Raw genomic sequence first — 26,760 nt, forward strand, 5'->3', positions numbered from 1 at the left:
GATCGTCCTAAGCGTGATTTTGGTGATCGTCCACCACGCCGTGAAGGTGGTTTCGGTGATCGTCCACAACGTTCATTCGGTGGTGAAGATCGTCCTAAGCGTGATTTTGGTGATCGTCCACCACGTCGTGAAGGTGGCTTCGGTGACCGTCCACAACGTTCATTCGGTGGCGAAGATCGTCCTAAGCGTGATTTCAACTCTGATCGTCCACGTCGTGAAGGCGGTTTTAACGATAAACCTCGTTTTAACTCGAATGATGACAACCGTGGCAACAGCGTAGATTACAAACCACGTCGTGAAGGCAGTTTTGCTGATCGTCCTAAGCGTGATTTTGGTGATCGTCCACCACGCCGTGAAGGTGGTTTCGGTGACCGTCCACAACGTTCTTTCGGTGATGATCGTCCTAAGCGTACATTCGGTGGTGAAGACCGTCCGAAGCGTGAATTTAATTCAGATCGTCCTAAACGTGCGTTTGGCGGTGAAGATCGTCCTAAGCGTGAATTTGGTGGTGAAGACCGTCCAAAGCGTGAATTCAATGCAGACCGTCCGCGTCGCAAATTCAACGATTAATTAGATATTTTTAATAAAAAACCAGCCTAAAGGCTGGTTTTTTATTGCAAGTTGAAAAGTATTTGGTAGAATAAAGTGTGACATAGTTCAATTTATTTAATAAAACAGTTAGACTTAACTTATGAAAAATTGAATCTAATAAAGTTGATGATTTCTTTGAGGTAATTATGTTATATATGTTCTCATTTTTATTGATCTCAAATGTTGGGTACTTTTTTTATAGCCTGCTTTTTAGATAATCTATTTGCTCATTAAATAAAATTTAAAAGTAAAAAACTAAAAAAATAGCCCAAGTAACCTTGTTTATAAAGATGAATATTCTTTATGATTTTTTATTATCTTTTAATTACAAAACATATAGATATTTAAGAGTATAGTATGTGGGCTGATAAATGCAGGAAAAAGTTCAGCTATGAATAAACACAGTCATTCCGAAGCTGAAGCTTTAATTGAAGTCAAAAATTTAAGTTTTAACCGAGGTGAACGCGTTATCTACGATAATGTGAGTTTGCAGATTCGTCGTGGGCAAATTACCGCAATCATGGGACCATCTGGAACGGGTAAAACAACCTTATTACGGCTCATTGGTGGTCAGCTTAGCCCAGATGCTGGTGAAGTACGACTTGATGGGAAAAACATTGCTTCGATGTCACGTAATGAGCTTTTTGCTGCACGTGCGCGTATGGGGATGTTATTTCAGAGTGGTGCGTTATTTACCGACATGACCGTCTATGAAAATGTTGCTTTTCCAATTCGCGCACATACAAAATTACCAGAAAATTTAATTGCTGAGTTGGTGGCGCTAAAATTAGAGTCGGTTGGTTTGCGTGGTGCTGAAAAGTTGATGCCCGCAGAACTTTCTGGCGGGATGAATCGACGCGTGGCGCTTGCTCGTGCGATTGCGCTTGATCCAGACTTGATTATGTATGACGAACCCTTTGCTGGGCAAGATCCGATTGTGATGGGGGTTTTGACCCGATTAATTCGATCATTACGTGATGCTTTAGATCTAACAACAATTATTGTTTCACATGATGTTGATGAAACATTATCAATTGCTGACTATATTTACGTTGTGGCTGAAGGTAAGGTGCAAGGCGAGGGGACACCTGAGCAATTGCAACAACACGCTTCTCCATTTGTACAGCAATTTTTAACAGGTTCGGTTGAAGGTCCTGTTGATTATCAATTTAGTCATCAAGCCTATTTAAGTAATGAGGTTAGTTCATGAATGCTATTGCCTTATTGGGTAGACGCGTTCTAGAACGTGTTCAGGGCATTGGTGTTGCAATGCTCATGTTGTTGCGCATTTTATTCTCTTTGCCAACAATACTTGGTGTAAAACTTTTCATTTATCAGATGTATCGAGTAGGCGTACTGTCTTTATTGATCATTGCTGTATCTGGTCTGTTCATCGGTGCAGTACTCGGTTTGCAGATGTATAACATCTTGGTCACTTTTGGTAGTGAAGCCATGTTGGGCGCGGCTGTGGCTTTAACCTTGTTACGTGAACTTGCGCCTGTTGTGGCAGCCTTGCTTTTTGCTGGTCGTGCTGGCTCTGCTTTGACTGCTGAAATTGGCCTAATGAAGGCAACTGAACAATTATCCAGTATGGAAATGATTGGTGTTGATCCGTTAAAGCGTGTGATTTCTCCACGTTTATGGGCAGGTATTGTCAGTTTACCGATGCTGTCTGTGATCTTTGCTGCGATTGGTATTATGGGTGGCAAAATGGTCGGTGTTGATTTTCTTGGCGCAGACGAAGGCTCATACTGGAGTGGTATTCTGAGTAGCACCCAGTTTATGAAAGATGTGTTTAACGGGACCATCATTAAAAGTTTAGTATTCGCTTTAATTTGTACTTGGATTGCGGTGTATCAAGGTTATGCTTGTGAACCAACATCTGAAGGTATCGCAACATCTACGACACGTACTGTTGTGTATTCATCGTTATGTGTTTTAGGTTTTGATTTCGTGTTGACTGCGGTCATGTTCGGAGGTGTTTAATGAAATCACGTGCTAGTGAGCTGACCGTCGGTATTTTTGTCATCATTTTTGGTCTTGCTCTATTCTTTTTAGCCATGAAAGTGAGTGGTTTGGTCGGTACAAACTTAAAAGACAGTTATGAAATGACTGCAACATTCGACAATGTGAATGGTTTAAAACCGCGTGCCAAAGTGACCATGAGCGGTGTTAAAATTGGACAAGTTGATGCGATTACACTTGATCCTGTGACCCGTCATGCAACGGTTAGATTCGATTTGGATGGTTCATTGACCACCTTCAATGCAGAACAGTTGAAAAAAGTAAAAGAAAATGCGCTAGGTGATTTACACTACAGTGCTGATTATCAGGCTGCGACACCTGAGAAACAAAAAGAAATGGAAACGCAACTGTTAGGTAACATGAAATCCATCACAAATATTGATGAAGATGCTTACATAATGGTCGCAACCAATGGTCTTTTAGGCGAAAAATATTTGAAAATCGTACCAGGCGGCGGCATTAACTACATTAAACGTGGTGAAAGCATTGAAAATACCCAAGGTACGATGGATCTAGAAGATTTGATTACCAAATTTATTACGGGTGGTGCAGGAAAATCATCAACTGGCGCATCGGAAGCTAAAGATGCATCTGCATCCACTGAAACAACTGATGCTCAAACTTCATTTGTTGAATAGGCATTAGAGGAGTTATTGAAAATGAACATGCTGTTAAAACAAACTTTTACTGCAACTATTTTGGCAACTATGGTGGCGACTGCGGCTCAAGCTGCTCCAGCAGAAGCACCACCGGCATTTGTTAAACGTGTTGCTGATGGCCTGATTTCGCGCTTAAAAGCAGATCAAGGTAAATTGCAAAACCCTGCTACTGTGAAAGCGATTGTTCGCCAAAACCTTGATCCTTATGTGGATGGTCAAGCGTTTACACGTATTGTGATGGGAACTTATGCAAATAGCAGTACCCCTGCTCAACGTGCGCAATTTGAACAAAACTTCCGTAATACTTTGATTGAGAATTATGGTAGCGCATTTGCGAAGTATTCAAATCAATCGTATTCAATGCGTCCGTATAAGGCAACCAACAGCAAGTTTCCTGTCGTTACTTTAGACTTCAATAACAATGGCGAAAAGATCCCTGTATCTTTCCAATTGTCTGATGCAGGTAGCCAATGGAAAGTACGTAATTTGAATGTGTCTGGTATCGATCTAGGTTTGCAATTCCGTAACCAATTTGCTGCGAACGTGCAACGTAATGGCGGCAATATTGATAAAGCAATTGCAACATTCAAGCCTGATGCAGACGCTGCTGTTAAGAAGTAAGCTCATAACATAGATAGGTGCAAGCGAGTGATTGAATTTAAAAATCAGGAATTATATGTTAGCGGTAAAATTGCTTACGAGAATGCTGAAAGCTATTATTTAAATGGTTTGAAAGTGATTCAAAATGAGAAAAATTTTCCAATAACTGTGAATCTATCACAGCTTGAACATGGCAGTACCCTTGCTTTATCTGTGTTTGTGCAGTGGTTACGTCAAACACCAAATCTTCAGGGACTGCAGTTTAAAGCAGTGCCTGAAAAGATGATGAAAATTATTCAAGCTTGCCATTTGCAAGATGACTTGAAATTAATTTAGCCTATGCAAGATTGATGTAAAAAAGCACCTAAAGGTGCTTTTTTATTAACTCATTTTTCTTTCTGCTTTGAGCAGTGCTAAATATCAACTCAATCCAATAAGGGGAATGCAGTATTTAAATCCATTTCTTCCATCTAAAGTAAGCCAAAGGCCCCACAAAGAAAGCAATTAAGATGGTAATCACCACATAAAAGCTCCAGTGACCATGGGCAAATGGCAGAATCTCAGTGTTCATCCCATAAATACTGGCAATCAACATCGGTGGAGCAAGCATGCTGGGTAAGATGGAGAAGCGACGAATGGTATCGTTCTGTTCAGTGTTAATAAATCCAGAGGTGGTATCAAGCAAGAATCGTACTTTTTGGAACAAGAACGCATCATGTTCTACAAGGGAACGTACATCCTCACTTAACTCTCGAATATCTGCATCATAGATATGGCTCCCCAATGCGCGAGGACGAGACAAAAAGGTTAAGACACGACGTAAGTCAATCAGACAAAGTTGCGCTTTTCCAAGCATATCTTCCTTTTGTGCTAAACGGGTAATCATGTCATCTAAGTCTAAAATCATTTCACGATGACGTACGTTGAGGACTTCTGTGGAATATAACTCTAAGTCTTTGTGGATATCTTCTAAGATATCCGCAAGCTCATCCAGTTTTGCTTCTAATAAGCCTAAAAGAATCCATGTCGGATCTTTGTATTCGATTTCATAGTCATTACGGCGTGCACGTGCGCGAAAGGCACGAAAGGCAACCAACTTTTCACCACGTAAGGTAAATAAGCGGTCTTTATGCAAAATGAATGCAACCGTTTGCACATTGGCAAGCATGTTTGAAGTATCTTCGGGATCGCCTTCAACTTGGTAATTTTTATTTTTTGTTAAAAAATAAGTACTGATATGTAGAATCCCATCATCATCACGGTAGAATCGTGCAGAGGATGAAATGTCTTCTAAAGATTTAAGAGTTGGTAAATTTTGCTGGTAAGCATCTAAAACCCATTCTTGTTCTTCTTGTGAAGGTGCAATGAGGTCAACCCATACCAATTCAGGATGTAGGTCGAATCCACCATTAATTGTTGCATCTTCTAAGCTACCGCGCTCAGTGGCGTAAAAGGCTTCAAGCATTATGTCTTTTCTCCCTTGCGCAGTGTGGTGTCGATTTGATGTGTGTATTTTAGACAAGGATTTTAGGAAAAACACTCATTACATTGCTGTTTTGTAAAAAAAATCTTGATTGGTCGTCTGCATTTTTAGCATGACAAAATTAAAGTTAGGTTAAATTTATGAATTCTATTGCTATTTTTTGTGGTTCATCATTAGGTACGGATCAAATTTTTGCTGATGTTGCAGAGCTGACTGGTGAAACAATCGCCAAGCAAGGGAAAACTTTGGTCTATGGTGGTGGCCGTTCAGGCTTAATGGGCATCGTCGCTGACAGTGCTTTGGCAGCAGGAGGCAAAGTGATTGGTGTGATCCCTCAGGGATTGGTCGATCGTGAATTGGCACATCCAGATTTGACCGAGCTGTATATTGTTAAAAATATGCATGAACGTAAAACAAAAATGTCTGAACTTTCCGATGGCTTTATTGCATTGCCTGGTGGTGCAGGAACCATTGAAGAAATTTTTGAGCAATGGACGTGGGCACAATTGGGAATTCATTTAAAACCTTGTGCATTTTTAAATGTTGAAGGTTTTTATGATGATTTATTGAAATTTATTCAACTCACGACAGACAAAGGTTTTTCTAAAGCGCGTTTTACAGATCAGTTGATTGATTCTGCCTCGATCGAAGAAATTCTAACCCAGTTTAGTCACTATCAAGCGCCAGAACCAAAATGGGGTGTAAAAGAACGTGAAGAATTGGTTAAATTAGATCAAGTAGATCGTACATTTGGTTAAAAACTAAAACACAATATATTGTTTTTAAATTTATTGCTGTCACAATATATTGTGTTTTTATTCTATTTTTAAATCTTATAAATGTAATTACTGTCGCGGCAGCTGTGATTTTGAATGATAAAAATCAATTGCTCTTGGTGAGAAAGCAAAATACACAATTTTTTATGCAGGTTGGTGGAAAGCTTGAGCCCAATGAACCACCTGAGCAGACCATGTTGCGTGAGATTTTAGAAGAAATTAGTGTTCAAGCAGAGATTACTCAGTTTATTGGGCGTTTTGAAACAAAAGCAGCCAATGAAGCAGACTTTCAATTGGTGAGTTATCTCTATCAAGTTGACCTAGAGCAAACACCCAAAATTAATGCAGAAATTGCTGAAATGAAATGGATTGATTTGGATGATGCGCAAACGCTTTTAGCACCATTGACCAAAGAGATCGTCATTCCATGGTGTAAAGCAAATTTAATCCATTCATAATTTTCGCTATGTTTGCTTCACAGTATTTGTATCGCTGAGCGATGATGAAAATTTATTGAGCTGCGGCAATACATACACTATAAATCTGCTGGCAGCCTAAGTTTTCTAACGCATGGGTTAAAGCATGAATTGAACTGCCTGTGGTCACGACATCGTCAATAATCAGTACTTTTTTATATTTTCTTTTTTCTGTTTTGATCATTTTAAATTGATATTCAATATTTTCTAAGCGCTCAATTCTACTTAAACCTTTTTGCGAGTGTTGCACCTCTCGAATCACGGGTTGCCATACCGGGATATTTAATTGCCTTGCCATGATTTTGGCGATAATCAGCATTTGATTGTAGCCGCGTTCTTTTAAACGAGCAGTAGAAATTGGCATAGGGACAATGGCTTGAATTTTAGGTAGGCTTAAATTCAATAAACTTTGTGCCAATAGTGTCTGATATTGCAGTTGTTGTTCATATTTATAGACTTGGATGATGCGATCAATTGGGAAGTCGTAACGGTGAGCACAAACAATCTGGTGTTGATGCCGTTCTATATGCTGCTTATACCAAGGAAGTTCGTTCCAACACGTGTTACAAAGGGAATGCTGTTGTTGTCGGTCTATTCCACAAAGGAGGCAAGGGGAAAGGCTTTGTATGCTTTTATGGAGAAGTTGATTGATAAATTGGAGCATGCTCTGTTCTATTTTTTATTTGTGATTAATTTCGCATAGTGTGCTGAATAGATCAATAGCAGATTTTTATTAAGCTTTATATCACTTAATCTTCATATCAGCATGTTATGACAACCTCCATGTCATCATTTGTGGGCATAGATTTTGATAAGCGTCGTTAGACTGAATGAATCAAACATCTGAGCTATGATGTCTATGCATGGATATTCTAAATAAATGTTTAGACATAGGCATATCTCGGTGCTTCAGGTAACCAGCGTTTTAATAAAGCTTCAGCATTTTCTGGATCATCTTTTAGTACTTGACTGGCAACATAATGTGCTTGATTAAGTAAATGATCATCTCGTTCTAGCTTGGCGACACGGAAACCTAAATCTCCTGTTTGCTTGGTGCCCAGTAATTCACCCGGCCCTCGGATTTCTAAGTCTTTTTCTGCAATGATAAAACCGTCATTGGTTTCACGCATGATACGTAAACGTTCTTGGCCATTTTGTGATAAAGGATGTTTATAGAGTAGGGCGCAGAAACTTGCGGTTGCACCACGACCGACACGACCACGTAACTGATGCAACTGAGACAGGCCTAAGCGTTCAGCATTTTCAATCACCATAATGGAAGCGTTTGGAACATCGACCCCGACTTCAATCACTGTCGTTGCAATCAGCAGTTGCAATTCATTGTCTTTGAATTGTTGCATGACCAGTTGCTTCTCATCGGCTTTCATTTTTCCATGGACTAAGCCAATATTAATCTCTGGAAAGCGATCTTTAATCTCTTGATAGGTGGCTTCTGCGGCTTGAGCATCGAGAGTTTCTGATTGTTCGACCAGAGTACAGACCCAATACGCCTGTTTACCCTCAGCACAGTTGGTGGTGATACGATTCAGCACTTCTTCGCGTCTATCAAGTGGAATCGTGACTGTTTGAATGGGAGTACGTCCAGGAGGCAATTCATCAATCACTGAGGTATCTAGGTCACCATAGGCAGACATTGCCAGTGTGCGAGGGATTGGTGTTGCCGTCATGACCAGTTGGTGTGGCGTGGTGTTATCCACGCCTTTATTACGTAAAGCTAGGCGTTGATCTACCCCGAAACGATGTTGTTCATCAATAATTACGAGACCAAGTTTGGAAAATTCAACATTGTCCTGAAATAAGGCATGGGTACCCACTACAATATTGGCAGTTCCATCCTTAATGGTTTGTTCAGCCGCAGCGCGTGCCTTGCCTTTTTGTTTGCCTGAAAGCCATGACACATTTAAACCGAGTGGCTCGAACCATTTCTTAAAATTGATATAGTGCTGTTCAGCTAAAATCTCAGTCGGTGCCATCAGCGCCACTTGCCAGCCTTCTTCCAAAATATGACAAGCCGCAACACCTGCAGCCAATGTTTTACCTGCACCTACATCGCCCTGAACCAGTCGCAACATGGGTTTGTTTTGTTTTAAATCTTTGGCAATTTCGTTTGATACACGTTTTTGTGCATTGGTCATTTCAAAAGGTAAGCTTGCCAATAAGGCTTTTGCAAACTTTTTACTGGTTGAAAATGCTGGCGCTGCAATTTGTTGAATATAAGCACGTCGGGTTAATAGGCTGATTTGATGTGCAACCAATTCTTCAAAAATTAAACGTTGTTGAGCAGGGTGAGAGCCTTGTGAAAGTTGTAGCATATTGGCATTTACAGGAGGGTGATGAATATACTCCAGCGCCTGTTTAAGCGCGTAACCATTGGTGAACTTTTCAGGTAATAACTCAGGTAAAGCATCAGCGTGCTGGTTTAAAGCTTGCTTAACGTATTCACGTAATTTGGGTTGGGTTAAGCCTTCGGTGGCAGGGTAAATTGCTGTTAGTTGGGTTTTAGGGAGTGCTGTATGTTCAGTAATTAACTGGATCTCGGGATGGTAAAGTTCAAGGCCACGAGCGCCAACACGGACTTCCCCAAAAATTCTTAAACGATTACCCGCTTTAGCACGATCTGTGAGTGCTTTATAGATATGATAAAAGCGTAAGGTAACCTTGCCAAAATCATCTTGCAATAAAATCGCCATCGATTTGCGTTTACCGGGTGGCATATCGATTGATCTGACCACGCCTTCCATGAGATAACTACGACCGACTTGTAATTGGTTCATGGGAATGATCGTGCTACGATCTTCATAATCACGTGGCAAATGAAACAGCAAATCATCTGTGGTGAAAATATTTAGTTTTTCAAGTAAAGCAGCGGCGGCATTGCCAACCCCTTGCAATTGATGGACGGCAGCCATGTCCCCTCAACTTAAGTTTGATTGATTTTGAAAATCGGTTTCAAAGAATAGGTCGTGTAATGCATATTCTATTTATTGGTTATGGTAAAACATCGCAACGTGTTGCCAAACAATTATTTCAGCAAGATCACCAAATTACCACAGTTAGCCGAAGTGCGAAAGATGATGATTTCGCACAACATTTGATTCAAGACATTCAACAACTCGATTTAGCGCAAATTCAGCCTGTCGATGTGGTGTATGTATTGCTCGCACCATCTCGAAATTCTCCGCTAAGTGCTATCGAAAATTATCAACAAACCTATGTCGACTCGGTGCAGCCGATTGTTAAGGCACTAAGAAATCATTCAGTAAAACGCATCATCGTGGTGTCATCTACACGTGTTTATGGGGAAAACCGTGGTGAACGTATTGATGATGAGTCAATGCCTATTCCAAGTGATCAACAGGGGCAGTTGTTATTGGCAATGGAGCAGCGATGGCAACAGGCTTATCCATCTAAATGTGTGATTGTGCGCCCAACTGGGATTTATGGCAGATCCGTTGCTCGTATGGTTAAGCTTGCAGAAACCACGCCAAGCTATCCCAATATTCATTGGTCAAATCGAATCCATATAGATGACCTTGCACATTTCTTAGCACATTTGCTTCACGTGGAACATCCAGAAAAATCATATATTTGTACAAATAATCAACCGCTACCATTGCATGAAATAATTTTATGGTTCCAACAACAGTTGAATTTATCGCACTTGGTTTTAGAAAGTTCCAATCAAACAGGGAAGCAGATTTTTGCGGAGAGGATGCTTGCAACAGGATTTAAGTGGGCACATCAAAATTGTTATATTGATTATGAGCAAAAATTATTGTCAGAATACTAAATTAAATTAGCGAGACTTAAGTGGAAGATATTATTTATATTAAAGATTTTTTAAAAGATAACCATAAATTATTTGCTCTTTTAAATAGAAAAATAATATGGGATGAGCGTATGACAGCACGTAAAACTGCGAGTTTTGGTAAAGCTTATAATTATTCTCAAATGTCCTATCCTGAAGCTCCTTTTTTGGATGAAATAAGACCGATTATTGATTTAATTAAAGAGACTTTGAGTTTTGAACCAAATAATTGTCTTATTAATTATTATATAGATGGTCAGGCGCGTATGGGATGGCATTCGGATCAAACAGATGTCCTTGTTCCAGGAACTGGTGTTGTGATTATTTCTTTAGGTGGTGAGCGGATTTTAAAATTTAGAAAAATACATGCTTATGAGGTAACTTCTGAGTATTTGTTGGCAGCTGGCAGTTTAATTTATATGAGTCAGCAGATTCAGGAGGAATGGCAACATTGTATTCCAAAATCAAATATTGAACAGGCTAGAATGAGTCTGACGTTTCGGAAGCTGCTGTAAAATTTAGTCAGCAGATAAGTTGTTGGTGGGGCTAGAGCCTAAAAATAGAAATAATAAATTTAACTGATGAAACAGTTACTTTTTTCGTAGCTAGATATATCACACTAGAATCTGAAAATTATAAATTAGCTCGGAGAGCCTTAGGATTATTCAATAATTGAGACTTTGAGAAGTTCCCTCTCCTTGCAGGAGAGGGTTAGGGAGAGGTAATCATCCCAGCCTTCTCCCAAAGGGAAAAGGCACTTTAAAGCTTTTATTTTTTCTTCCGTTTTAAACGCTTCTTGGCTTGTTGAGCGGCTAAAGCATCTAAAGCTTCTTTTAACTCCTCATCTGTAAATGAGGTGATATGGTGCAGCATTTGCAAAGTTACATCATCAAGAACCAAATTGGCATATTGCGCAACATTTCTAAACTGCTCATCAAAAACAATGGCATGGTCTTCATTGGTTTTGATATAGCCTTGTTCAGTTAAGACTTTCATAAAACTTTGGAATAACGCTTTATCAAAGAACTCAGGTGAGTTGAACTCATACAATACAGATAAACGTTGCCCAACCAAGTGACTTAATTCTTCGACTTGGCGAATCGAGATATTTCCAGAGCCACGTTGAGTAATTAAAGCCAGTGTCATGTAATAACGTTCAAGACTTTGACGTACTGGAGCAGCCAAAACAGCCAATTGATTATGGTCTTCTGAGTTTGGCGCAGGGCTGAAAATAAAATCTTCATCATCGACAAAAATTAAATTCGCTTGAGCCAAAGCATCGACATATTCAGTCACTTGAGCCTTGATTTCACTATCTTTCCATTTTAAGAACAACTCTGCTTTTAAGAATGGATAAAGGGTACGAATCACATTAAGTAAATCAGACTTACTGATCTTGCCATTATGTTCGACCAATGCTGCGACCAGCGACGGTAAAACAAAGGCATGCAAAATGTTATTGCGGAAGTAAGTCAGTAAAATTGCTTGATTATCTTCAATGGCAATAATATCGCCAAGGACGTGCTGGACACGTTTAATCAATTTCAGTTTCATACCATAGGCAATGATTTCTTTACCTGATAATGGCGTGACCTGAGTGCGGCTGTCATAAGGATTTGCAGTTAATAACTTGCGATATGTATCAAGCTGTTTAATGCAGATTTCTTCATCAAGTGTGTGTTTTGGAGTTGCCAATAAAATCAGTGACAATAAAGAAACAGGGTTTATCACCACAGCACGGTTGATATTTTCCAGAATCGCATTTGCCGAGCTGGTCACTGCATCTGAGACTTCTTGCGGGATTGGATCATCATTATGTTCAATGGTGATTTGATCAGCGCCATGTGCTTTGAGTAAGTCATCTAAGAAAACAGGTTCACCAAAATTGACATGCACTTTACCAAAAATACGCTCAATTTTTTTCAGGGTTTGCAAGATTCCCCAAATGGATTCAGCTTCTTTTGGCTTACCATTCATTTCGCCCACATAAGTTGCGCCTTCCATCAAGCGCTCATAACCGACATAGGTTGGGATAAAGACAATCGGTTTGGCACGGCCGCGCAAATGACCATGTACCGTCATTGCGAGCATGCCAGTTTTTGGTGGTAACAAACGTCCAGTTCGAGAACGACCACCTTCAATAAAGTATTCAAGAGGTGTGTTTCTAGACAGAATGCTAAATAAATATTCTTTAAATACCGATGTATAAAGTGCATTGCCGCGGAATGAACGACGGATAAAGAATGCACCGCCTCCACGCAGTAATTGACCGACAAATGGCATGTTAAGGTTATCGCCGGCAGCAATATACGGCACCATCAAACCACGTTTATAAATCACATAAGACAATAACAAGTAATCGATATGGCTACGGTGACAAGGCGTATAAATCACTTCATAGTCTTTGACTAACTCGCGCACAGTATTGAAGTTATGTACTTCAACGCCGTCATAAAGCTGTGTCCATAGACGAGTCAAGGCCATATCTGCAAAGCGTACAGCCGATGCAGAATAGTCGGATGCAATTTCGTTTACAAAACCAATCGCTTTATGTTCAGCATCAATCATGCTGATTTTTGAGCGAATACTTTCTTTACGAATTGCATCCTGTACATCAGGGGCTTTAATCAGTGATTGCATGACATTACGGCGATCAGATAAATCTGGACCGAGAATGACTTCACGCTGACGATCTAAGTAGTCATTTAATTGATTGACAATATAAGTGGCTGGTGAAATATTGGGATGATCAATTTTCGCATGATCCACTAAAGCTCTAAGTGATTGCGCTTCATGGAATTCAAGGAATGACTGTCGACCATGTAAACCAATGTTCATCAATTGTTTGACTTTACTTGGAGTCGCCCAAGTGTCCGTAAATAACAGCTTAAACCAAGAATCTTCTTTATCTGGTGAACGTCCCCATAGTACTGTAACAGGGATTAATTCAATATCTAAATCAGCATTTTGATCAAGTGATTCAATCAGTCTAACTAAACGTGGCGGATAAGCATGCGTAGGCGGATTAAAATAATTGTTTTCGTCTTGGTGTTGTAAAAATAAAATTGCAGCTTTTTCGCGACTATTGCCAATCATTAATGGGTCAAGTGCAGGAGGAAGCTGCAAACGACGTGTTTCACCATCAACAACTAAAGCATTACTTCGTGAGTAATTCTGTAGAACATAGCAGACAACTTTTTGAGTTGTGGGCTGAATGAGCTCAGAATTTTCAGTTGAAGGGTCTAAAGGTTGAGCTTCTGTAGGAACCTCTCCAAGAACATGTGGTGTTACCACAAGGTCAAGTATTTTACTCGAAAGTCGACGATACATTTGACCAAAGCCACTCTTGGACATAAATACTCCTAGCCAATGGTGAATCACGCAATAAAGCGGATAAAAAATATTTTCTGTAATTAAAGCACAGAACAGTATGTCATTTTCTGACAAACTGCGGGTCGCTTGTCAGATTTTATCGTTAAAAAACGTATTTTAAACAATCCATCAGCACAAGAGAAGTGACAATACAGTTTATGAAAATTTAATGTTTCTCTCAGGACTTATGGCAAAATAGAGTTAAATCTCTAAAATATGGATACTTTGTTCTATCCATTGGAATAAAGTCAGTATATAGAAAGGTCACTTATGAATGCTTTAACCCAAGAGCTTGTAGAGCTTTTAACCCTTGAAAAACTTGAAGAACATATTTTTCGTGGTCAAAGTCGAAATTTAGTTGGTAAGCGTGTTTTTGGTGGGCAAGTTTTAGGACAAGCACTGCGGGCAGCATCATACACCGCTGATCGCCCCGTACATTCTTTACATGCGTACTTCCTATATGGTGGGGATATCAATGCCCCAATCATTTATGAGGTTGATCGGTTACGTGATGGCAAAAGCTTCTTAAGTCGCCAAGTACGTGCAATCCAGCATGGACGTACCATTTTTTCAGCAATGGTGTCATTTGCAACACCTGAAGAAGGCTTGAATTATCAAATTGCTGAGCCAGAATATCCGGCACCTGATGAATTAAAAGCTGAGCAAGAGCTTAAAGAAAATTTAATCAGTTTTATCCCGGAAAATATTCGTGCTGCGTTTATGCGTCCACGTCAGGTAGAAATTCGTCCGATCAATGTGACCAATCCATTTCAACCACAACCTGAAGCGCCGTCTTATGCACATTACTTGCGTACGCATGAGCCATTAGCTGCAGAACAGGCGGATGACATCTCGTTAAATCAGGCAATTGTTGCGTTTTATTCGGACTATACCTTGATGATGACTGCTTTGCGACCGCATGGTCTCAATTACCTCTCGCCAAGTTTGCAATGTGCCAGTATTGATCATACGATCTATTTCCATAAACCAGTAAAAGCAGATGATTGGATGCTTTACGATATGGATGCAACAGTCAGTGCAAATTCACGCGGTCTGAATTTTGGTCGTATGTGGCAAAATGGCGAATTGGTTTGTAGTACGGTGCAAGAAGGTTTGATGCGGGTACGTGAAATCGAAAACCAATAATACTTTTGCACTGATACGCTAATCGTGAAACTCAGCCATCATCTCTGATGGCTTTTCTATTTTTTAGCAGAGCTTGTGACAAAAAAATGCTCGATTCTAAATAACTTCAATGGCATAGTTCAACGTGTAAATATTTATAAATAGTCAGCGAAGATGAGTTTAAACACCCAAATTTTTATTGCAGCCATTCTTGGTGTGGCATTTGGATTTTTATTAAATCAATTCCCTAATACTCAATTTTTAGATGCCAGCATTTATGGTTTGAGCATCGCCAGTAGTATTTTTATTGGTTTATTAAAAATGCTTTTGGTTCCACTTATTTTTAGTTCAATCTTGGTGGGTGTTTCAAACTTAGAAGCGGGTAGTCAACTCAGTCGAGTTTGGAAAATAACCTTGGCTTGTTGTGTGACCACAACGACATTGGCACTTATTCTCGGTTTAGCCTCAACACATCTATTCAATGTAGGACAAGGTGTGGACATTGCAATGTTTCAAGATGCAATGAATCAACATAAAAGCCCAGATTCACTGACACCCAGCTCGTTTTTAACCAATTTTATTCAAAATACCCTCATCAATCCATTTAAAGCATTTAGTGACGGCAATGTTTTGGCAGTCGTACTGTTTGCTTTGTTATTGGGCTTGGCACTGGTACATGGTGGAGAGCGTTTTAATTCAATCAAACAACTGGCGCGTCAGTTTTTTGACATCATGATGATGTTAGTGGGTTGGGTGATGAAAGTTGCGCCAATTGGTATTTTTGCGTTGATGGCAAAGCTGATTGCAACAGAAGACATCTCTATTTTAAGCCGTCTTGCTGAGTTTGCTATTGTTGTTACGGGAACCACGATATTTCATGGTGTTGTGGTTCTGCCATTGTTGTTATGGATCTTTGGAAAAATGGATCCGATTACCTTTTTTAAAGGAACGCGTGCAGCATTAATTACAGCATTTGCAACCAGTTCAAGTTCTGCAACCATGCCTTTGAGTTTAAAGTGTACTCAAGAAAATTTAGGTGTACGTCCACAAATTGCAGGCTTTGTGATTCCTTTCGGTTCTCAGTTGAACATGGATGGAACAGCACTTTATGAAGCAGCAGCAGCGCTTTTTATTGCCAATTTAATGGGTTTAGAGTTATCAATTACCCAACAAGTGATTGTCTGTCTGACTGCGATGATTGCTTCATTGGGCGCACCGGGTATTCCAAGTGCGGGCATGGTCACCATGATCATGGTGCTACAATCTGTGGGATTACCAGCAGAGGCAATTGCGATTCTTCTGCCAATTGATCGTATTCTCGATACTGTACGTACCGTAGTGAATGTACAAGGGGATATGATGATTAGTGTGGTTGTTGACCGAAATACCAAAGATATGGAAAGTCCAACTTAGTGTATGGTTAGGATCGTGTTCTAAAAGATTGACCCAAAAAAAGCAGGATCTAAATCCTGCTTTTTTTATTTGATTTCAGTATTGATTAGTTTTAACAGTTATTATGCTGCAACTCTAGGCAATGCACGTTTTGCTGCAGGGGATTGATCCAAATAAGCAATCGCATCTTCTGTTTTAGCTTCATGTACTGGATCATACCAAGGCATTAAATAGCCCAATTGCTGTGAAACCAACCATAATGGATGTGGCATTAAGCGATTATCTGATTGTGCGATACTCGCCCATTCACGCCAAATCCAAGGCTTATAGAAAGCAGGTTTTTTATCTGCATAACGTGGGTCTTGCCCCATGATATGTGCAGCACCATCAACCCATAAGCCTAATACAGCGGCAATCACGATAACACTTTGATAATAACGGGAAATATAACCACCACCCAAATGACGATACAGATCAAAAGCCACTGTACGGTGTTCAATCTCTTCGGCACCATGCCATTTGACTAAATCAAGCATATTTGGATCTGCACCCAATTCCGCCCATTTTTTATTATAAAGCGCATATTTACCCAACACACAAGTCATATGTTCAACAGTGGCGACGATACCTAGGCGGAACAAATCCCATTGATGATCGAGGATTTTGGGTACTTTAAAGCCGAGTGGTTGATCTGCAAGTAATTTGCCAAACAAGAAATCCATAATCTCAAGATTACGTTGAATATCAATATTACGCACAGTTAAGTATTCTTTATTTGCTGAAGCATGTGCTTGAGCATGCATCGCTTCTTGGCGGATAAAGGCACGAACATCTTCAGCTAATTTTTCATCTGTGATTTTGGGTAAAACACGATTGTATAAACGGCAAAACCAAAATTCACCTGCTGGGAGAATATTGTTAATTTCATTGATAAAGTAGCTGACAAATGGCTGATTTGGAATCCAATCGACAGGGGTATCTTGCCATTCAAATTTCACTTTACGTGGTTTGATGTGGTACTGAATAGACGATCCAATCCGACTGTTCTTTAATTTAGCGAGTAACTTCATCACAGTGTCCTAATTTTTCTTTGGTGATTTCACACTTTATTATTCAAGTATAAAAAAATGTCCTAAATAGTTATTAGCAATTTAGGACATTCCAGTATCAATATGTGATGAATTTTGTTAGACAAGACTTTTTTATTTATCCTTGTGGATTTTCATCTACATTTCCATCAATATTTTCACTATTGAATTCGGATTCTTGGTCTTGATCAATGAACTCTTCATCCAAATCATCTTCAGTGGCTTCAGGAATTGCATCAATATCAAAATCTAAAGTTTTGTCTAAGGTGTAATTTAAGCGACCCGCCATAATCGAAGCAAGTTCTTCTAGACCTTGTTTGTTGAGTGATGAAAACAGTTGTATAGAAAAATTCAACTTCATTTTCTTCAATTGCTCTTGTACATCTAACAATACCTTACTGGCAGGGCCACGGTTGAGTTTGTCGGATTTAGTTAACAGCACATGCACAAACAAGTGACGTGAATATGCCCATTCCAACATCATCACATCGAAGTGTTGTAAAGGGTGGCGAATATCCATGAGTAGAACAAGACCTTGTAAACTTTTTCGATGAATCAAATAATTCTCAAGTTCTTTTTGCCATACAATTTTCATTGCTTCAGGTACAGCCGCATAACCATAACCTGGTAAATCGACAAGGCGTTGATCTGGGTTACCTAAACTAAAAAAGTTAATCATTTGCGTACGGCCAGGTCTTTTCGACGCGCGTGCCAATTGCTTTTGATTGGTCAATGCATTGATAGCACTTGATTTTCCAGCATTTGAACGGCCTGCAAAGGCAACTTCATAACCGGTATCTTCTACACAAAGATTCAGTTTAGGCGCACTCATCAGAAATTCAGCTTTACGCAACCAGTTCAAAGATGAAGTTGAGTATTCTGAAATCGCAGGATCAGCCTTTTTTTCATAACTGATTTTTTGTTTAGGGGCGCTTGAGGTCTTGCTATTTTTAGACTTTCCACTGCTGCGATGCATATTTCAACTTCAATAAACGGATAAACAAAGTGCATTATAAAGGAAGTCGGAGATTCAAGCGAATTTTGATCGTCTAAACTGAGATATTGGCTATCGAGGTATTGGATTTTGGACGATGAACTTTTGTGATTTAAACATTGAGATTGGGAATAGGCGAGTTTACGATCTTTGGATGTTGTGGTGGTGCGTTGAGAACATCGGCAACAGTATAGTGATCTAGGCTTTGATAAAACTGTTCAACGGCCTGATCTAAAATACCCTTTAAGCCGCAGCGTGGACGTAGTACACAAGGTGGCGTATTGCATTCTACAATTTGTGCATCGCGTTGGAGAATTCGTACAATATATCCTAAGCGAAATTCTAAGATATCTGGGTTTAAGCGCAAACCACCGCCTTTACCTCGTGTGGTAATCAACCAACCTTGCTTTCCCATAAAATGCACAATTTTGACCAAGTGATTTTCTGAAACATGTAAATCTTCTGCAATTTCAGCAATCGTATAAGGCACATCTTTTGGAGGCGCGATGTACATTAAGATGCGCAGGGCATAGTCGGTAAATTTATTTAGTTGCATGTAGGCTGCTCATCTATGGGTAAAGATGTATCTCATCCTGAAATAAATAAGGCCAGTCTATCATAGACCAGCCTTATAAAGAACGGATGTAGATTTAGATACCTGCACCACCCGTACCAAACGCTTCACTATGAATTTGTTCAGGTTTAATACCACGAGCCACCAATGCTTGGTGTTGTTGTTGCATAAATGGTATTGGGCCACAAAGATAATAATCAGCATGGGCTGGGAGTAATGCTGTATCAACCGTTGCTAAGTCTAAACGACCAGCCACATCATAGTCCTCACCTATAACATCACCGCTATGTGGGAACTCATAAGCTGTAAATGTACTGAGACGTGGGAATTTAGTTTTTTGCTCTTGAATATGTTGTTTCATCGCATGTACTTGGCTACTGCGACATGCATGAATAAAGCTAGCCGGTTGAGGCATGTCTAAAGTCACCAATTGGTTAAGCATTGCAATCATTGGGGTTAAACCTACACCCGCACTAATGAAGACATTACGTTTGCTACTATCAATTAGGTAGAAGTTACCTGTTGGAGCAGACACTTCAATTTCTGAGCCTTCAGCTAAGCCATGTAAAGTATTTGATACCCAACCACTTGCCAAATCACCTTTTTCATCTTCACGTTTAACTGAAATACGTAAATAGTCTGTTTGTGGGCTTGTTGATAGCGTGTATTGACGTGGCTGTTTTAAGCCTAATGCCTCAACAAATACGCGCACTGAAATATATTGACCCGCTTCATATTTAGGTAATGCGCCACCATCGACTGGTGCAAGATAGAAAGAGGTAATTTCTTCACTTTCATTCACTTTTTTAGCGATTTTAAATTTACGCCAGCCTAACCAACTGCCTTGAGTTTGTTGGTGCTGCTCATAAATCGCTTTTTCAGTGCTGATAAATAGATCGGCCAATTGCCCATAAGCTGCAGCCCATGCATCAATCAATGGATCTTCCATCGAAATAGTTAATACTTCACTAATTGAATGTAATAGGTTTTCACCGACAATGTTGTAATCAGGTGCTTGAATATTCAGACTGACATGTTTATGGGCAATCAGTTCAACCACAGGCAAAAGTACTGAAGGATCTTCAATATTTTCAGCATATGCTAAAACAGCACCAGCCAAGGCTTGCGCCTGAGCACCACTGCGTTGATGCCCCATGTTAAAGGTTTCTTTTAATTCAGGATTATTGCCGAGCATGCGGTTATAAAAATAACCGGTAAGTGCTACACCATTTTCGCGAAGAACAGGAACTGTTGCTTTTACAAGGTCAATTTGCTGCGGAGTCATTGTTGATCTCTCTTGGCTGTCATTTATAAGATGTATTTAAAATATACCTTATAAAATGTATTTGCAATACACCTTTAAGAAAAACACATAAAATAATTATGGTTTATTTTGAACTTAAGCTTTATTGATTGAAATCATTGAACTTATTTTTAAGCTTTTTTAGATGAATTTTTTGATAAGTTTTTAGATATGTTTAGCGAGCTTGATAAGCGGGATAAGCAAATAAAAACATAAGCAAGAACATAAGCTATAAAATGAGGAATAAAAAAGGAGCGCTAACGCTCCTCATATTTTTGTTTAAAAGAATTAACGGCCACCAAATAATGAACCTAACAAACCGCGGACCAGTTTTTGCCCTGTAGGACCGCCTAAGGTTCTTGCGGCACTTTTAGCAAAAGTTCCGATCACATCTTGAGTCAGTTTGGCACGTGCAGCTGCAGCTTTTGCTTCCTCTTTCTCTATGCGTTCTTGCTCTTTGGCTTGTTGCTTATCGAGAGTCTGTTGTTGCTTTGTGAGCTCTTCTAATTGCTTGGCTTGTTGAGCCACTGCATCAAAAGCCACCTGCTGTTGTGAGCTATCAGAAACTTTACGCTGTAGCATTTCATAAGCGCTATCACGATCAACTTCATTGTCATAAACACCCGCAACAATACTTTGCGCCATCAATGCTTTTCGTTCATCTAAAGTAATTGGGCTAAATGATGAGTAGGGTGGCATCACCATCGCTCGTTCAACCACTTGAGGTGTACCTTGTTCATCTAAGCAACTAATAAGCGCTTCACCGACAGCCAGTTCTGTAATTGCTTGATCTACTTTAAACTCTGGATTAGCGCGGAAGGTATCAGCCGCAGTTTTTACTGCTTTTTGATCTTTAGGGGTAAAAGCGCGTAAAGCATGTTGTACACGGTTGCCTAGCTGTCCTAAAACATTTTCTGGGATATCTAATGGGCTTTGTGAGATGAAATAAATTCCGACACCTTTAGAGCGAATTAGACGGACCACTTGTTGAATTTTTTCTTGTAATGCTGGGCTGGCATTATCAAAGAGCAAATGCGCTTCATCAAAAAAGAACACCAATTTTGGCTTATCTAAGTCACCGACTTCAGGTAACTTTTCAAATAATTCTGAAAGCATCCAAAGCAGGAAGGTCGCATAGAGCTTTGGTGTGTTCATCAGCTTATCCGCAGCCAATAGGTTGATATAACCATGTCCATTGGCATCAGTTTGGATAAAATCCATAATATCAAGGCTTGGCTCACCAAAGAAACGTTGACCGCCCTGATCACCTAAGGCCAATAGATTGCGCTGAATAGCACCTAAACTTGCTGGTGAGAGATTGCCGTATTCTGCTTTTAAAGCCGTAGCATTTTCACTGACATAGGTCAGCATGGCTTTTAAATCTTTAAAATCAATTAACAGTAAGCCCTGATCATCTGCAACACGGAACACTGCTGAAAGCACACCTTCTTGAGTGTCATTTAAATTCAGCATTTGCGAAAGTAACAGTGGGCCAATTTCAGAGATTGTGGTACGGATCGGATGTCCTTGTTCACCAAATAAATCCCAAAAAATAGTCGGTGATGCAGCAAAAGGAACACTGTCTACTCCTAAGCTTTTAATGCGTTCTTCAAATTTAGGATTGGTTGAACCTGCTTTGGCTATACTGGAAACATCCCCTTTGGCATCGGCAAGAAATACGGGTACACCAATCCGTGAGAAACTTTCAGCAAGCACTTTAAGGGTAATGGTTTTACCTGTCCCTGTGGCACCTGCAATTAAACCATGGCGGTTAGCAAATTGTGAATGTAATACAATATCTTGTGTTGTATCTGAGGTTTTTTTTGCGATGACGATTGGTGTGCCCATTGTTATTCCTATAGCTTTAATTTGAGTTTGGATGTTCTTTATCTGACTCAATATTTATATCATTGTTGTTATACAAAATTGCATTAAATGATGATGTTGTAAATCTGTTTTTATTGTTGAATTTGAATGTAAGGTGGTGCGGATTGTGTCTTGAAATGCAGTGGGAATAAGTAAAAGCTAAATGTACTTTTTGCTGAATGATCTCTGCGCTTAATCGTGTTTAGAGGTGAGTGTAAGGCCCTTGCCATCATTTGATATAGCAAAGACCCAGATATTATGTATTAAGCCTGCTGAGTTAAAATATTAAGCTTGAATGGCTTGAAGTGCGTTTTGAATATCTTGGATTAAATCGTCTGGATGCTCTAAGCCAATACAGAAACGAACCAATAGACCTTGCTCTAGATGTGCGCGTTCTAAATGACGCATGTCAGTCAGATTATAAATCATGACTAAGCTGACAGGACCACCCCAACTAAAACCGAGTTTAAATAAAGATAAATGATCACAAAACTTTCTGATTTTGTTGATATCAAACTCAGGTTTAAAAATAACACTAACCAGACCAGCACTTTGTCCTGTTTGACAGGTCTGGTTCCAATAGGTGTGGCTTATATTGTCAGAATCCGCAGGGTGTAAAACTTGAGCAAACGCATTTTGATTCTTTAACCAATTTAAAATCTTTAAAGCACTTTGAGACTGATGCTCATAACGAATTTGCATTGAGGCCAAACTACGCTGTACTTGTGCGGCATCATCACCCGAAATCGCGATACCTTGGATGGCATGCATACGGAACAGCTGATGATGTAAAGCTTTATCTTGAGTGACCACAGATCCCATTAAAATATCGCCACCACCACTTGGGTATTTGGTTAAGGCGTGTACGCTGATATCTACACTTAAATGTTCATGACTAAAATCAAAGGCATTAAACGCTAGGCCAGCGCCCCAGGTATTGTCCAAAGCCGTGAGGATATTTTTTGCTTTGGCTTTTTTGACTAAACTCACTAAATCAGGAAATTCGAGTGTGACTGAACCTGCGGCCTCCAACCAAATCAGTTTGGCATTTTCATTGGGTTGGAATGTGTCTGCATCGATAGGATTATAAACTTGAACGATAATGCCATAACTTTTTTCAAGATGACGTAGATGTTCCATGTTGGGACCATAGATATTGTCAGCGACCCAGACTTCATCTCCATGACTTAAAAAACATGAATTGACTAGATTAATCGCAGATAAACCACTGGGCGCAAGCAAGCAATATTCACCACCTTCTATTTGGGCAATGTGATCGCCTAAGGTAAACGTTGTCGGTGTGCCATGTGTGCCGTAACTATAGTCATAACGATCTGTCCAATGGCGATTAAATAGTGCATCGGTATTTTCAAATATAATTGTTGACGCACGAAATAGGGGAGGCTGTATTGTATTTATATATTGTGGTGCTTTACGAGAAGAATGAATTAAAGCAGTAACTGGTTTTTGTTTCACAGGAATACTCAATTTTTGTTAATAGCTGGACTAAAGTAAGCAAAACATAATCGCTCAGTGACGAAAAGCAATAAATTGTGAAAAATAATAAATAAAATTGATATTGGCTTCATTTTTGCATTTATCCAACTATGTTTTGTGATTTGTAGCGTAATTGATACAACAAGAATAGGTGATAACATGAAAAAACTTAAAGTGCATTATTTTCAGCATATTGCAGGTGAAGGCTTTGGTAGCTGTTATGAGTATTTAAAAGCAATGGGCGCGGAAATTACTGCAACAGAATTTTTTGCTTTACCCACAGATTCACAATTAGAAATAGAAGCTTTGCCGCATGTCAATGATGTGGATTTACTCATCATTATGGGTGGGGAAATGAGTGTAAATGATGAAGCCAACTATCCTTGGTTAAAGGTCGAAAAACGATGGATTCGCCGTTATTTGGCTTCGGAAAAGCCCGCAATCGGGTTGTGTTTGGGTGGGCAGTTGATAGCCAATGCTCTAGGTGCCAATGTTCGGCGTAATACTGTGCAAGAGATTGGCTGGACCTTGGTCAATAAAAGCAACCATGTGCCAGAAGGTTATTTCCAATTGCCTGAGCGGGTCAATGTCATGCAATGGCATAGTGAGACCTTTGATATTCCTAAAGGCGCAATTCGTTTGGCGGAGAATCCAGCATGTCCCAACCAACTTTATCAAATTGGCAAAAATGTATTGGGGTTTCAGTTCCATCCAGAAATCACCCCGCATAGCCTAAAAATCTTCATTGAGCATGAAGAAGAAGATATGGTGTTTAGTGGAGTACACAGTCAATCATTATTGAAGCTAAAAAAATCGCAACAAACGGATTATGTGATTGGGAATCAGTTGCTCAATCATGCGATTGACTACGTTTTAAGGGTTTAAGCTGATGTTTAAATAATAAGCGCTTTATTTATAATTAATTACTCAAAAAAAGGTAAAAATGTCCAAATAAGTTTGCTTAAGTGTTAAACAATCGTTATAATGAGCGACCCTCCGATATGGTGGGGTGAATGGCGAAGAAAGTCATTCAGATCGTTACAGTCGTGGCATCGATCACGACCTTAGTGATTTTCACTGCCTTTGACACTTACCTTATTTAGTGGGGTGAGATGCGTCAAGGGTGATTCTTTATATATTTGGCTTGGAGTTAACTGGTATGTCTAACCAGAGAATTCGTATCCGTCTTAAGTCTTTTGATCATCGTTTAATTGATCAATCTTCTCAAGAGATCGTAGAAACAGCAAAACGTACTGGCGCACAAGTGTGTGGTCCAATTCCGATGCCTACTCGCATCGAACGTTTTAACGTTTTAACATCACCACACGTGAACAAAGATGCGCGTGACCAATATGAAATCCGCACATATAAACGTTTGATCGACATCGTTCAACCTACAGACAAAACTGTAGACGCGTTGATGAAGTTGGATCTTGCAGCTGGTGTTGATGTTCAGATCGCATTGGGTTAAGGCTTTCGGTTAATTAACGCTCTATAAGTTAATTAGGCCGCTTTTTTAGAGGTTTATGCACATGGCTATTGGTTTAGTCGGTCGCAAGTGCGGTATGACACGTATCTTTACAGATGCTGGTGTTTCTGTACCTGTAACAGTGATTGAGGTTGATCCTAACCGTATCACTCAAATCAAAACGCTTGAAACTGATGGTTATCAAGCGATTCAAATCACTACTGGTGAACGTCGCGAATCTCGCGTAACAAATGCTCAGAAAGGTCACTTTGCGAAAGCTGGTGTGGCTGCTGGTCGTTTAGTTAGCGAATTCCGTGCTACAGAAGCTGATCTTGAAGGTCGTGAAGTTGGTGGAACTATCGGTGTTGATTTGTTCGCAGTAGGTCAAGTTGTTGACGTAACTGGTCAATCAAAAGGTAAAGGTTTCCAGGGTGGTGTTAAGCGTTGGAACTTCCGTACGCAAGATGCTACACACGGTAACTCTTTGTCGCATCGTGTTTTAGGTTCTACAGGTCAAAACCAGACCCCTGGTCGCGTATTTAAAGGCAAAAAAATGGCTGGCCATTTAGGTGCTGAACGCGTAACAGTTCAAGGTCTTGAAATTGTATCTATCGACGCAGAACGTTCAGTTCTTGTTGTTAAAGGTGCGATTCCTGGTGCTACTGGTGGCGACGTTATCGTTCGTCCTACGATCAAGGCCTGAGGGGAAATAACGTGAATTTAAAAACTGTTTCCGGCTCTGCTGTTGAATTATCAGAAGTAGCTTTCGGTCGTGATTTTAATGAAGCTCTTGTACACCAAGTTGTTACAGCTTATTTAGCTGGTGGTCGTCAAGGTTCTAAAGCTCAGAAATCACGTGCAGACGTTTCTGGCGGTGGTAAGAAACCATTCCGTCAAAAAGGTACTGGCCGAGCTCGTGCGGGTTCTATTCGTAGCCCAATCTGGGTTGGTGGTGGTAAGACTTTTGCTGCTCGTCCACAAGATTGGTCTCAAAAAGTTAACCGTAAAATGTACCGCGGTGCAATGCAATGTATCTTAGCTGAACTTGTTCGCCAAGATCGTCTTGTATTGGTTGAAGAGTTTGCTGTTGAAGCACCTAAAACTAAAGAATTGCTTGCTAAACTTAACGGCTTGAACGCTACTCGCGCATTAATCGTTACAGAAGCTGTAGATGAAAATCTATATTTAGCTGCTCGTAACCTTCCACACGTTGATGTGGTTGATGCTGCTGGGATCGATCCTGTTGGCTTGATCGCGTTTGATAAAGTTGTTATGTCTGTTGCGGCTGCTAAGAAGATTGAGGTAGAACTCGGATGAACAACGAACGTATCTATCAAGTCCTAAAAGGGCCTGTTTTTTCAGAAAAAGCACAAGTTCTAGGCGAAACTGCTGGTGTTCAAGTTTTTAAGGTTGCTATTGATGCAAACAAACTTGAAATCAAAAAAGCAGTAGAGCAATTATTTGGTGTAGAAGTTGTTAAAGTTAACACGACTATCACTAAAGGTAAGACTAAGCGCTTTGGTAAAACATTAGGACGTCGTTCTGATGTTAAAAAAGCATACGTCACCCTGAAAGCTGGCCAAGATGTTGAAATGGCTGACTTGGGCGATACCGCTGAAAGCACAGCGGAATAAGGACGAAA

26 protein-coding genes and 1 pseudogene are annotated in these 26,760 nt (G+C 39.9%); 17 read left to right on the top strand and 10 right to left on the bottom strand.

What is annotated here, in order from left to right; genetic code table 11:
* The 6 genes and pseudogenes from F981_RS24290 to F981_RS21310 all read left to right on the top strand — a co-directional run.
* Positions 1-570, top strand: a pseudogene (locus F981_RS24290) (DEAD/DEAH box helicase); the annotation flags it as partial.
* A 412-nt stretch (positions 571-982) separates the two neighbouring features.
* Positions 983-1,801: an ABC transporter ATP-binding protein gene (locus F981_RS21290; RefSeq protein ID WP_004725631.1), complete on the top strand. Its 819-nt coding sequence runs from the start codon at positions 983-985 to the stop codon at positions 1,799-1,801.
* Positions 1,798-2,577, top strand: coding sequence for a lipid asymmetry maintenance ABC transporter permease subunit MlaE (gene mlaE, locus F981_RS21295; RefSeq protein WP_004725633.1), 780 nt, complete (start codon positions 1,798-1,800; stop codon positions 2,575-2,577). Before F981_RS21290 ends, mlaE begins: the two co-directional genes overlap by 4 nt.
* Complete coding sequence (gene mlaD, locus F981_RS21300; RefSeq protein ID WP_004725635.1) at positions 2,577-3,254, top strand: outer membrane lipid asymmetry maintenance protein MlaD; 678 nt, start codon at positions 2,577-2,579, stop codon at positions 3,252-3,254. The genes mlaE and mlaD overlap by 1 nt, the downstream gene beginning before the upstream one ends.
* Positions 3,255-3,275: 21 nt before the next feature.
* Positions 3,276-3,896, top strand: coding sequence for an MlaC/ttg2D family ABC transporter substrate-binding protein (locus F981_RS21305; RefSeq protein WP_004725637.1), 621 nt, complete (start codon positions 3,276-3,278; stop codon positions 3,894-3,896).
* A 27-nt stretch (positions 3,897-3,923) separates the two neighbouring features.
* Complete coding sequence (locus tag F981_RS21310; protein ID WP_004725639.1) at positions 3,924-4,211, top strand: anti-sigma factor antagonist; 288 nt, start codon at positions 3,924-3,926, stop codon at positions 4,209-4,211.
* Positions 4,212-4,326: 115 nt separating this feature from the next.
* Here the strand turns inward: F981_RS21310 and F981_RS21315 are convergent, their stop codons facing one another.
* Positions 4,327-5,340, bottom strand: a complete 1,014-nt coding sequence (locus F981_RS21315) for a magnesium and cobalt transport protein CorA (protein ID WP_004725641.1) — start codon at positions 5,338-5,340, stop codon at positions 4,327-4,329.
* 158 nt (positions 5,341-5,498) lie between these two features.
* On the opposite strand from F981_RS21315, the gene F981_RS21320 reads away from it, so the two are divergent.
* Both F981_RS21320 and F981_RS21325 read left to right on the top strand, forming a co-directional pair.
* A complete protein-coding gene (locus F981_RS21320) occupies positions 5,499-6,116 on the top strand; it encodes an LOG family protein (protein ID WP_004725643.1) in 618 nt (205 codons plus the stop codon).
* Positions 6,117-6,193: 77 nt separating this feature from the next.
* Positions 6,194-6,592, top strand: a complete 399-nt coding sequence (locus tag F981_RS21325) for an NUDIX hydrolase (RefSeq protein WP_035371913.1) — start codon at positions 6,194-6,196, stop codon at positions 6,590-6,592.
* Between the two features lie 52 nt (positions 6,593-6,644).
* Here F981_RS21325 and F981_RS21330 read toward each other — a convergent pair whose 3' ends face one another.
* A complete protein-coding gene (locus F981_RS21330; RefSeq protein WP_004725646.1) occupies positions 6,645-7,274 on the bottom strand; it encodes a ComF family protein in 630 nt (209 codons plus the stop codon).
* Positions 7,275-7,494: 220 nt separating this feature from the next.
* The gene (gene recG / locus F981_RS21335) at positions 7,495-9,540 is read right to left on the bottom strand and encodes an ATP-dependent DNA helicase RecG (protein WP_004725649.1); all 2,046 of its coding nucleotides are present in this window, start codon (positions 9,538-9,540) and stop codon (positions 7,495-7,497) included.
* A 59-nt stretch (positions 9,541-9,599) separates the two neighbouring features.
* On the opposite strand from recG, the gene F981_RS21340 reads away from it, so the two are divergent.
* Together F981_RS21340 and F981_RS21345 are read left to right on the top strand one after the other, a co-directional pair.
* Positions 9,600-10,421: an NAD(P)H-binding protein gene (locus F981_RS21340; protein WP_004725651.1), complete on the top strand. Its 822-nt coding sequence runs from the start codon at positions 9,600-9,602 to the stop codon at positions 10,419-10,421.
* 20 nt (positions 10,422-10,441) lie between these two features.
* Positions 10,442-10,954: an alpha-ketoglutarate-dependent dioxygenase AlkB gene (locus tag F981_RS21345; RefSeq protein WP_004725653.1), complete on the top strand. Its 513-nt coding sequence runs from the start codon at positions 10,442-10,444 to the stop codon at positions 10,952-10,954.
* A 253-nt stretch (positions 10,955-11,207) separates the two neighbouring features.
* On the opposite strand, the gene plsB is transcribed toward F981_RS21345, so the two are convergent.
* On the bottom strand, positions 11,208-13,793 hold the full coding sequence (gene plsB, locus F981_RS21350; RefSeq protein ID WP_004725655.1) for a glycerol-3-phosphate 1-O-acyltransferase PlsB: 2,586 nt from the start codon (positions 13,791-13,793) through the stop codon (positions 11,208-11,210).
* Positions 13,794-14,081: 288 nt separating this feature from the next.
* On the opposite strand from plsB, the gene F981_RS21355 reads away from it, so the two are divergent.
* Both F981_RS21355 and F981_RS21360 read left to right on the top strand, forming a co-directional pair.
* A complete protein-coding gene (locus tag F981_RS21355; RefSeq protein ID WP_004725658.1) occupies positions 14,082-14,957 on the top strand; it encodes an acyl-CoA thioesterase in 876 nt (291 codons plus the stop codon).
* 153 nt (positions 14,958-15,110) lie between these two features.
* Positions 15,111-16,349 (top strand): dicarboxylate/amino acid:cation symporter, encoded by a 1,239-nt coding sequence (locus F981_RS21360; RefSeq protein WP_004725660.1) that lies wholly within the window; start codon positions 15,111-15,113, stop codon positions 16,347-16,349.
* 101 nt (positions 16,350-16,450) lie between these two features.
* Here F981_RS21360 and F981_RS21365 read toward each other — a convergent pair whose 3' ends face one another.
* The 6 genes from F981_RS21365 to F981_RS21390 all read right to left on the bottom strand — a co-directional run bounded on the left by F981_RS21365 (position 16,451) and on the right by F981_RS21390 (position 23,629).
* Positions 16,451-17,398: a metal-dependent hydrolase gene (locus tag F981_RS21365; protein ID WP_004725662.1), complete on the bottom strand. Its 948-nt coding sequence runs from the start codon at positions 17,396-17,398 to the stop codon at positions 16,451-16,453.
* Between the two features lie 136 nt (positions 17,399-17,534).
* Positions 17,535-18,392, bottom strand: a complete 858-nt coding sequence (yihA, locus tag F981_RS21370) for a ribosome biogenesis GTP-binding protein YihA/YsxC (RefSeq protein WP_004725664.1) — start codon at positions 18,390-18,392, stop codon at positions 17,535-17,537.
* 130 nt (positions 18,393-18,522) lie between these two features.
* A complete protein-coding gene (locus F981_RS21375) occupies positions 18,523-18,966 on the bottom strand; it encodes an RrF2 family transcriptional regulator (RefSeq protein WP_004725666.1) in 444 nt (147 codons plus the stop codon).
* Between the two features lie 94 nt (positions 18,967-19,060).
* Positions 19,061-20,269: an NO-inducible flavohemoprotein gene (hmpA, locus tag F981_RS21380; protein WP_004725668.1), complete on the bottom strand. Its 1,209-nt coding sequence runs from the start codon at positions 20,267-20,269 to the stop codon at positions 19,061-19,063.
* Between the two features lie 306 nt (positions 20,270-20,575).
* Positions 20,576-22,135, bottom strand: coding sequence for a helicase HerA-like domain-containing protein (locus F981_RS21385; RefSeq protein ID WP_004725670.1), 1,560 nt, complete (start codon positions 22,133-22,135; stop codon positions 20,576-20,578).
* Positions 22,136-22,438: 303 nt separating this feature from the next.
* Complete coding sequence (locus F981_RS21390; protein WP_004725672.1) at positions 22,439-23,629, bottom strand: PLP-dependent transferase; 1,191 nt, start codon at positions 23,627-23,629, stop codon at positions 22,439-22,441.
* Between the two features lie 180 nt (positions 23,630-23,809).
* On the opposite strand from F981_RS21390, the gene F981_RS21395 reads away from it, so the two are divergent.
* From F981_RS21395 to rplW, 5 genes are all read left to right on the top strand, one after another.
* Positions 23,810-24,535 carry a type 1 glutamine amidotransferase gene (locus tag F981_RS21395; RefSeq protein ID WP_004725673.1) on the top strand — a complete coding sequence of 242 codons (726 nt, stop codon included), beginning with the start codon at positions 23,810-23,812 and terminating at the stop codon, positions 24,533-24,535.
* Positions 24,536-24,809: 274 nt separating this feature from the next.
* Complete coding sequence (gene rpsJ / locus F981_RS21400; RefSeq protein ID WP_004725677.1) at positions 24,810-25,121, top strand: 30S ribosomal protein S10; 312 nt, start codon at positions 24,810-24,812, stop codon at positions 25,119-25,121.
* A gap of 61 nt (positions 25,122-25,182) precedes the next feature.
* Positions 25,183-25,821, top strand: a complete 639-nt coding sequence (rplC, locus tag F981_RS21405; protein WP_004725679.1) for a 50S ribosomal protein L3 — start codon at positions 25,183-25,185, stop codon at positions 25,819-25,821.
* An 11-nt stretch (positions 25,822-25,832) separates the two neighbouring features.
* The gene (rplD, locus tag F981_RS21410) at positions 25,833-26,435 is read left to right on the top strand and encodes a 50S ribosomal protein L4 (RefSeq protein ID WP_004725681.1); all 603 of its coding nucleotides are present in this window, start codon (positions 25,833-25,835) and stop codon (positions 26,433-26,435) included.
* Positions 26,432-26,752, top strand: a complete 321-nt coding sequence (gene rplW / locus F981_RS21415) for a 50S ribosomal protein L23 (RefSeq protein ID WP_004725684.1) — start codon at positions 26,432-26,434, stop codon at positions 26,750-26,752. Before rplD ends, rplW begins: the two co-directional genes overlap by 4 nt.
* Positions 26,753-26,760 lie beyond the last annotated feature (8 nt).

The sequence above is a fragment of the Acinetobacter guillouiae CIP 63.46 genome, from assembly GCF_000368145.1.
GTDB classification, from domain to species: Bacteria; Pseudomonadota; Gammaproteobacteria; order Pseudomonadales; family Moraxellaceae; genus Acinetobacter; species Acinetobacter guillouiae.

What these genes read in the sequence shown, in the direction of transcription:
- yihA (WP_004725664.1), bottom strand. Translation starts at nt 18,392, where the DNA reads ATGCATCGCAGCAGTGGAAAGTCTAAAAATAGCAAGACCTCAAGCGCC.
- F981_RS21385 (WP_004725670.1), bottom strand. Translation starts at nt 22,135, where the DNA reads ATGGGCACACCAATCGTCATCGCAAAAAAAACCTCAGATACAACACAA.
- F981_RS21395 (WP_004725673.1), top strand. Translation starts at nt 23,810, where the DNA reads ATGAAAAAACTTAAAGTGCATTATTTTCAGCATATTGCAGGTGAAGGC.
- F981_RS21360 (WP_004725660.1), top strand. Translation starts at nt 15,111, where the DNA reads ATGAGTTTAAACACCCAAATTTTTATTGCAGCCATTCTTGGTGTGGCA.
- rplC (WP_004725679.1), top strand. Translation starts at nt 25,183, where the DNA reads ATGGCTATTGGTTTAGTCGGTCGCAAGTGCGGTATGACACGTATCTTT.
- F981_RS21365 (WP_004725662.1), bottom strand. Translation starts at nt 17,398, where the DNA reads ATGAAGTTACTCGCTAAATTAAAGAACAGTCGGATTGGATCGTCTATT.
- rpsJ (WP_004725677.1), top strand. Translation starts at nt 24,810, where the DNA reads ATGTCTAACCAGAGAATTCGTATCCGTCTTAAGTCTTTTGATCATCGT.
- F981_RS21355 (WP_004725658.1), top strand. Translation starts at nt 14,082, where the DNA reads ATGAATGCTTTAACCCAAGAGCTTGTAGAGCTTTTAACCCTTGAAAAA.
- F981_RS21375 (WP_004725666.1), bottom strand. Translation starts at nt 18,966, where the DNA reads ATGCAACTAAATAAATTTACCGACTATGCCCTGCGCATCTTAATGTAC.
- F981_RS21340 (WP_004725651.1), top strand. Translation starts at nt 9,600, where the DNA reads ATGCATATTCTATTTATTGGTTATGGTAAAACATCGCAACGTGTTGCC.
- F981_RS21320 (WP_004725643.1), top strand. Translation starts at nt 5,499, where the DNA reads ATGAATTCTATTGCTATTTTTTGTGGTTCATCATTAGGTACGGATCAA.
- plsB (WP_004725655.1), bottom strand. Translation starts at nt 13,793, where the DNA reads ATGTCCAAGAGTGGCTTTGGTCAAATGTATCGTCGACTTTCGAGTAAA.
- recG (WP_004725649.1), bottom strand. Translation starts at nt 9,540, where the DNA reads ATGGCTGCCGTCCATCAATTGCAAGGGGTTGGCAATGCCGCCGCTGCT.
- rplW (WP_004725684.1), top strand. Translation starts at nt 26,432, where the DNA reads ATGAACAACGAACGTATCTATCAAGTCCTAAAAGGGCCTGTTTTTTCA.
- F981_RS21315 (WP_004725641.1), bottom strand. Translation starts at nt 5,340, where the DNA reads ATGCTTGAAGCCTTTTACGCCACTGAGCGCGGTAGCTTAGAAGATGCA.
- F981_RS21330 (WP_004725646.1), bottom strand. Translation starts at nt 7,274, where the DNA reads ATGCTCCAATTTATCAATCAACTTCTCCATAAAAGCATACAAAGCCTT.
- F981_RS21305 (WP_004725637.1), top strand. Translation starts at nt 3,276, where the DNA reads ATGAACATGCTGTTAAAACAAACTTTTACTGCAACTATTTTGGCAACT.
- F981_RS21290 (WP_004725631.1), top strand. Translation starts at nt 983, where the DNA reads ATGAATAAACACAGTCATTCCGAAGCTGAAGCTTTAATTGAAGTCAAA.
- mlaD (WP_004725635.1), top strand. Translation starts at nt 2,577, where the DNA reads ATGAAATCACGTGCTAGTGAGCTGACCGTCGGTATTTTTGTCATCATT.
- hmpA (WP_004725668.1), bottom strand. Translation starts at nt 20,269, where the DNA reads ATGACTCCGCAGCAAATTGACCTTGTAAAAGCAACAGTTCCTGTTCTT.
- mlaE (WP_004725633.1), top strand. Translation starts at nt 1,798, where the DNA reads ATGAATGCTATTGCCTTATTGGGTAGACGCGTTCTAGAACGTGTTCAG.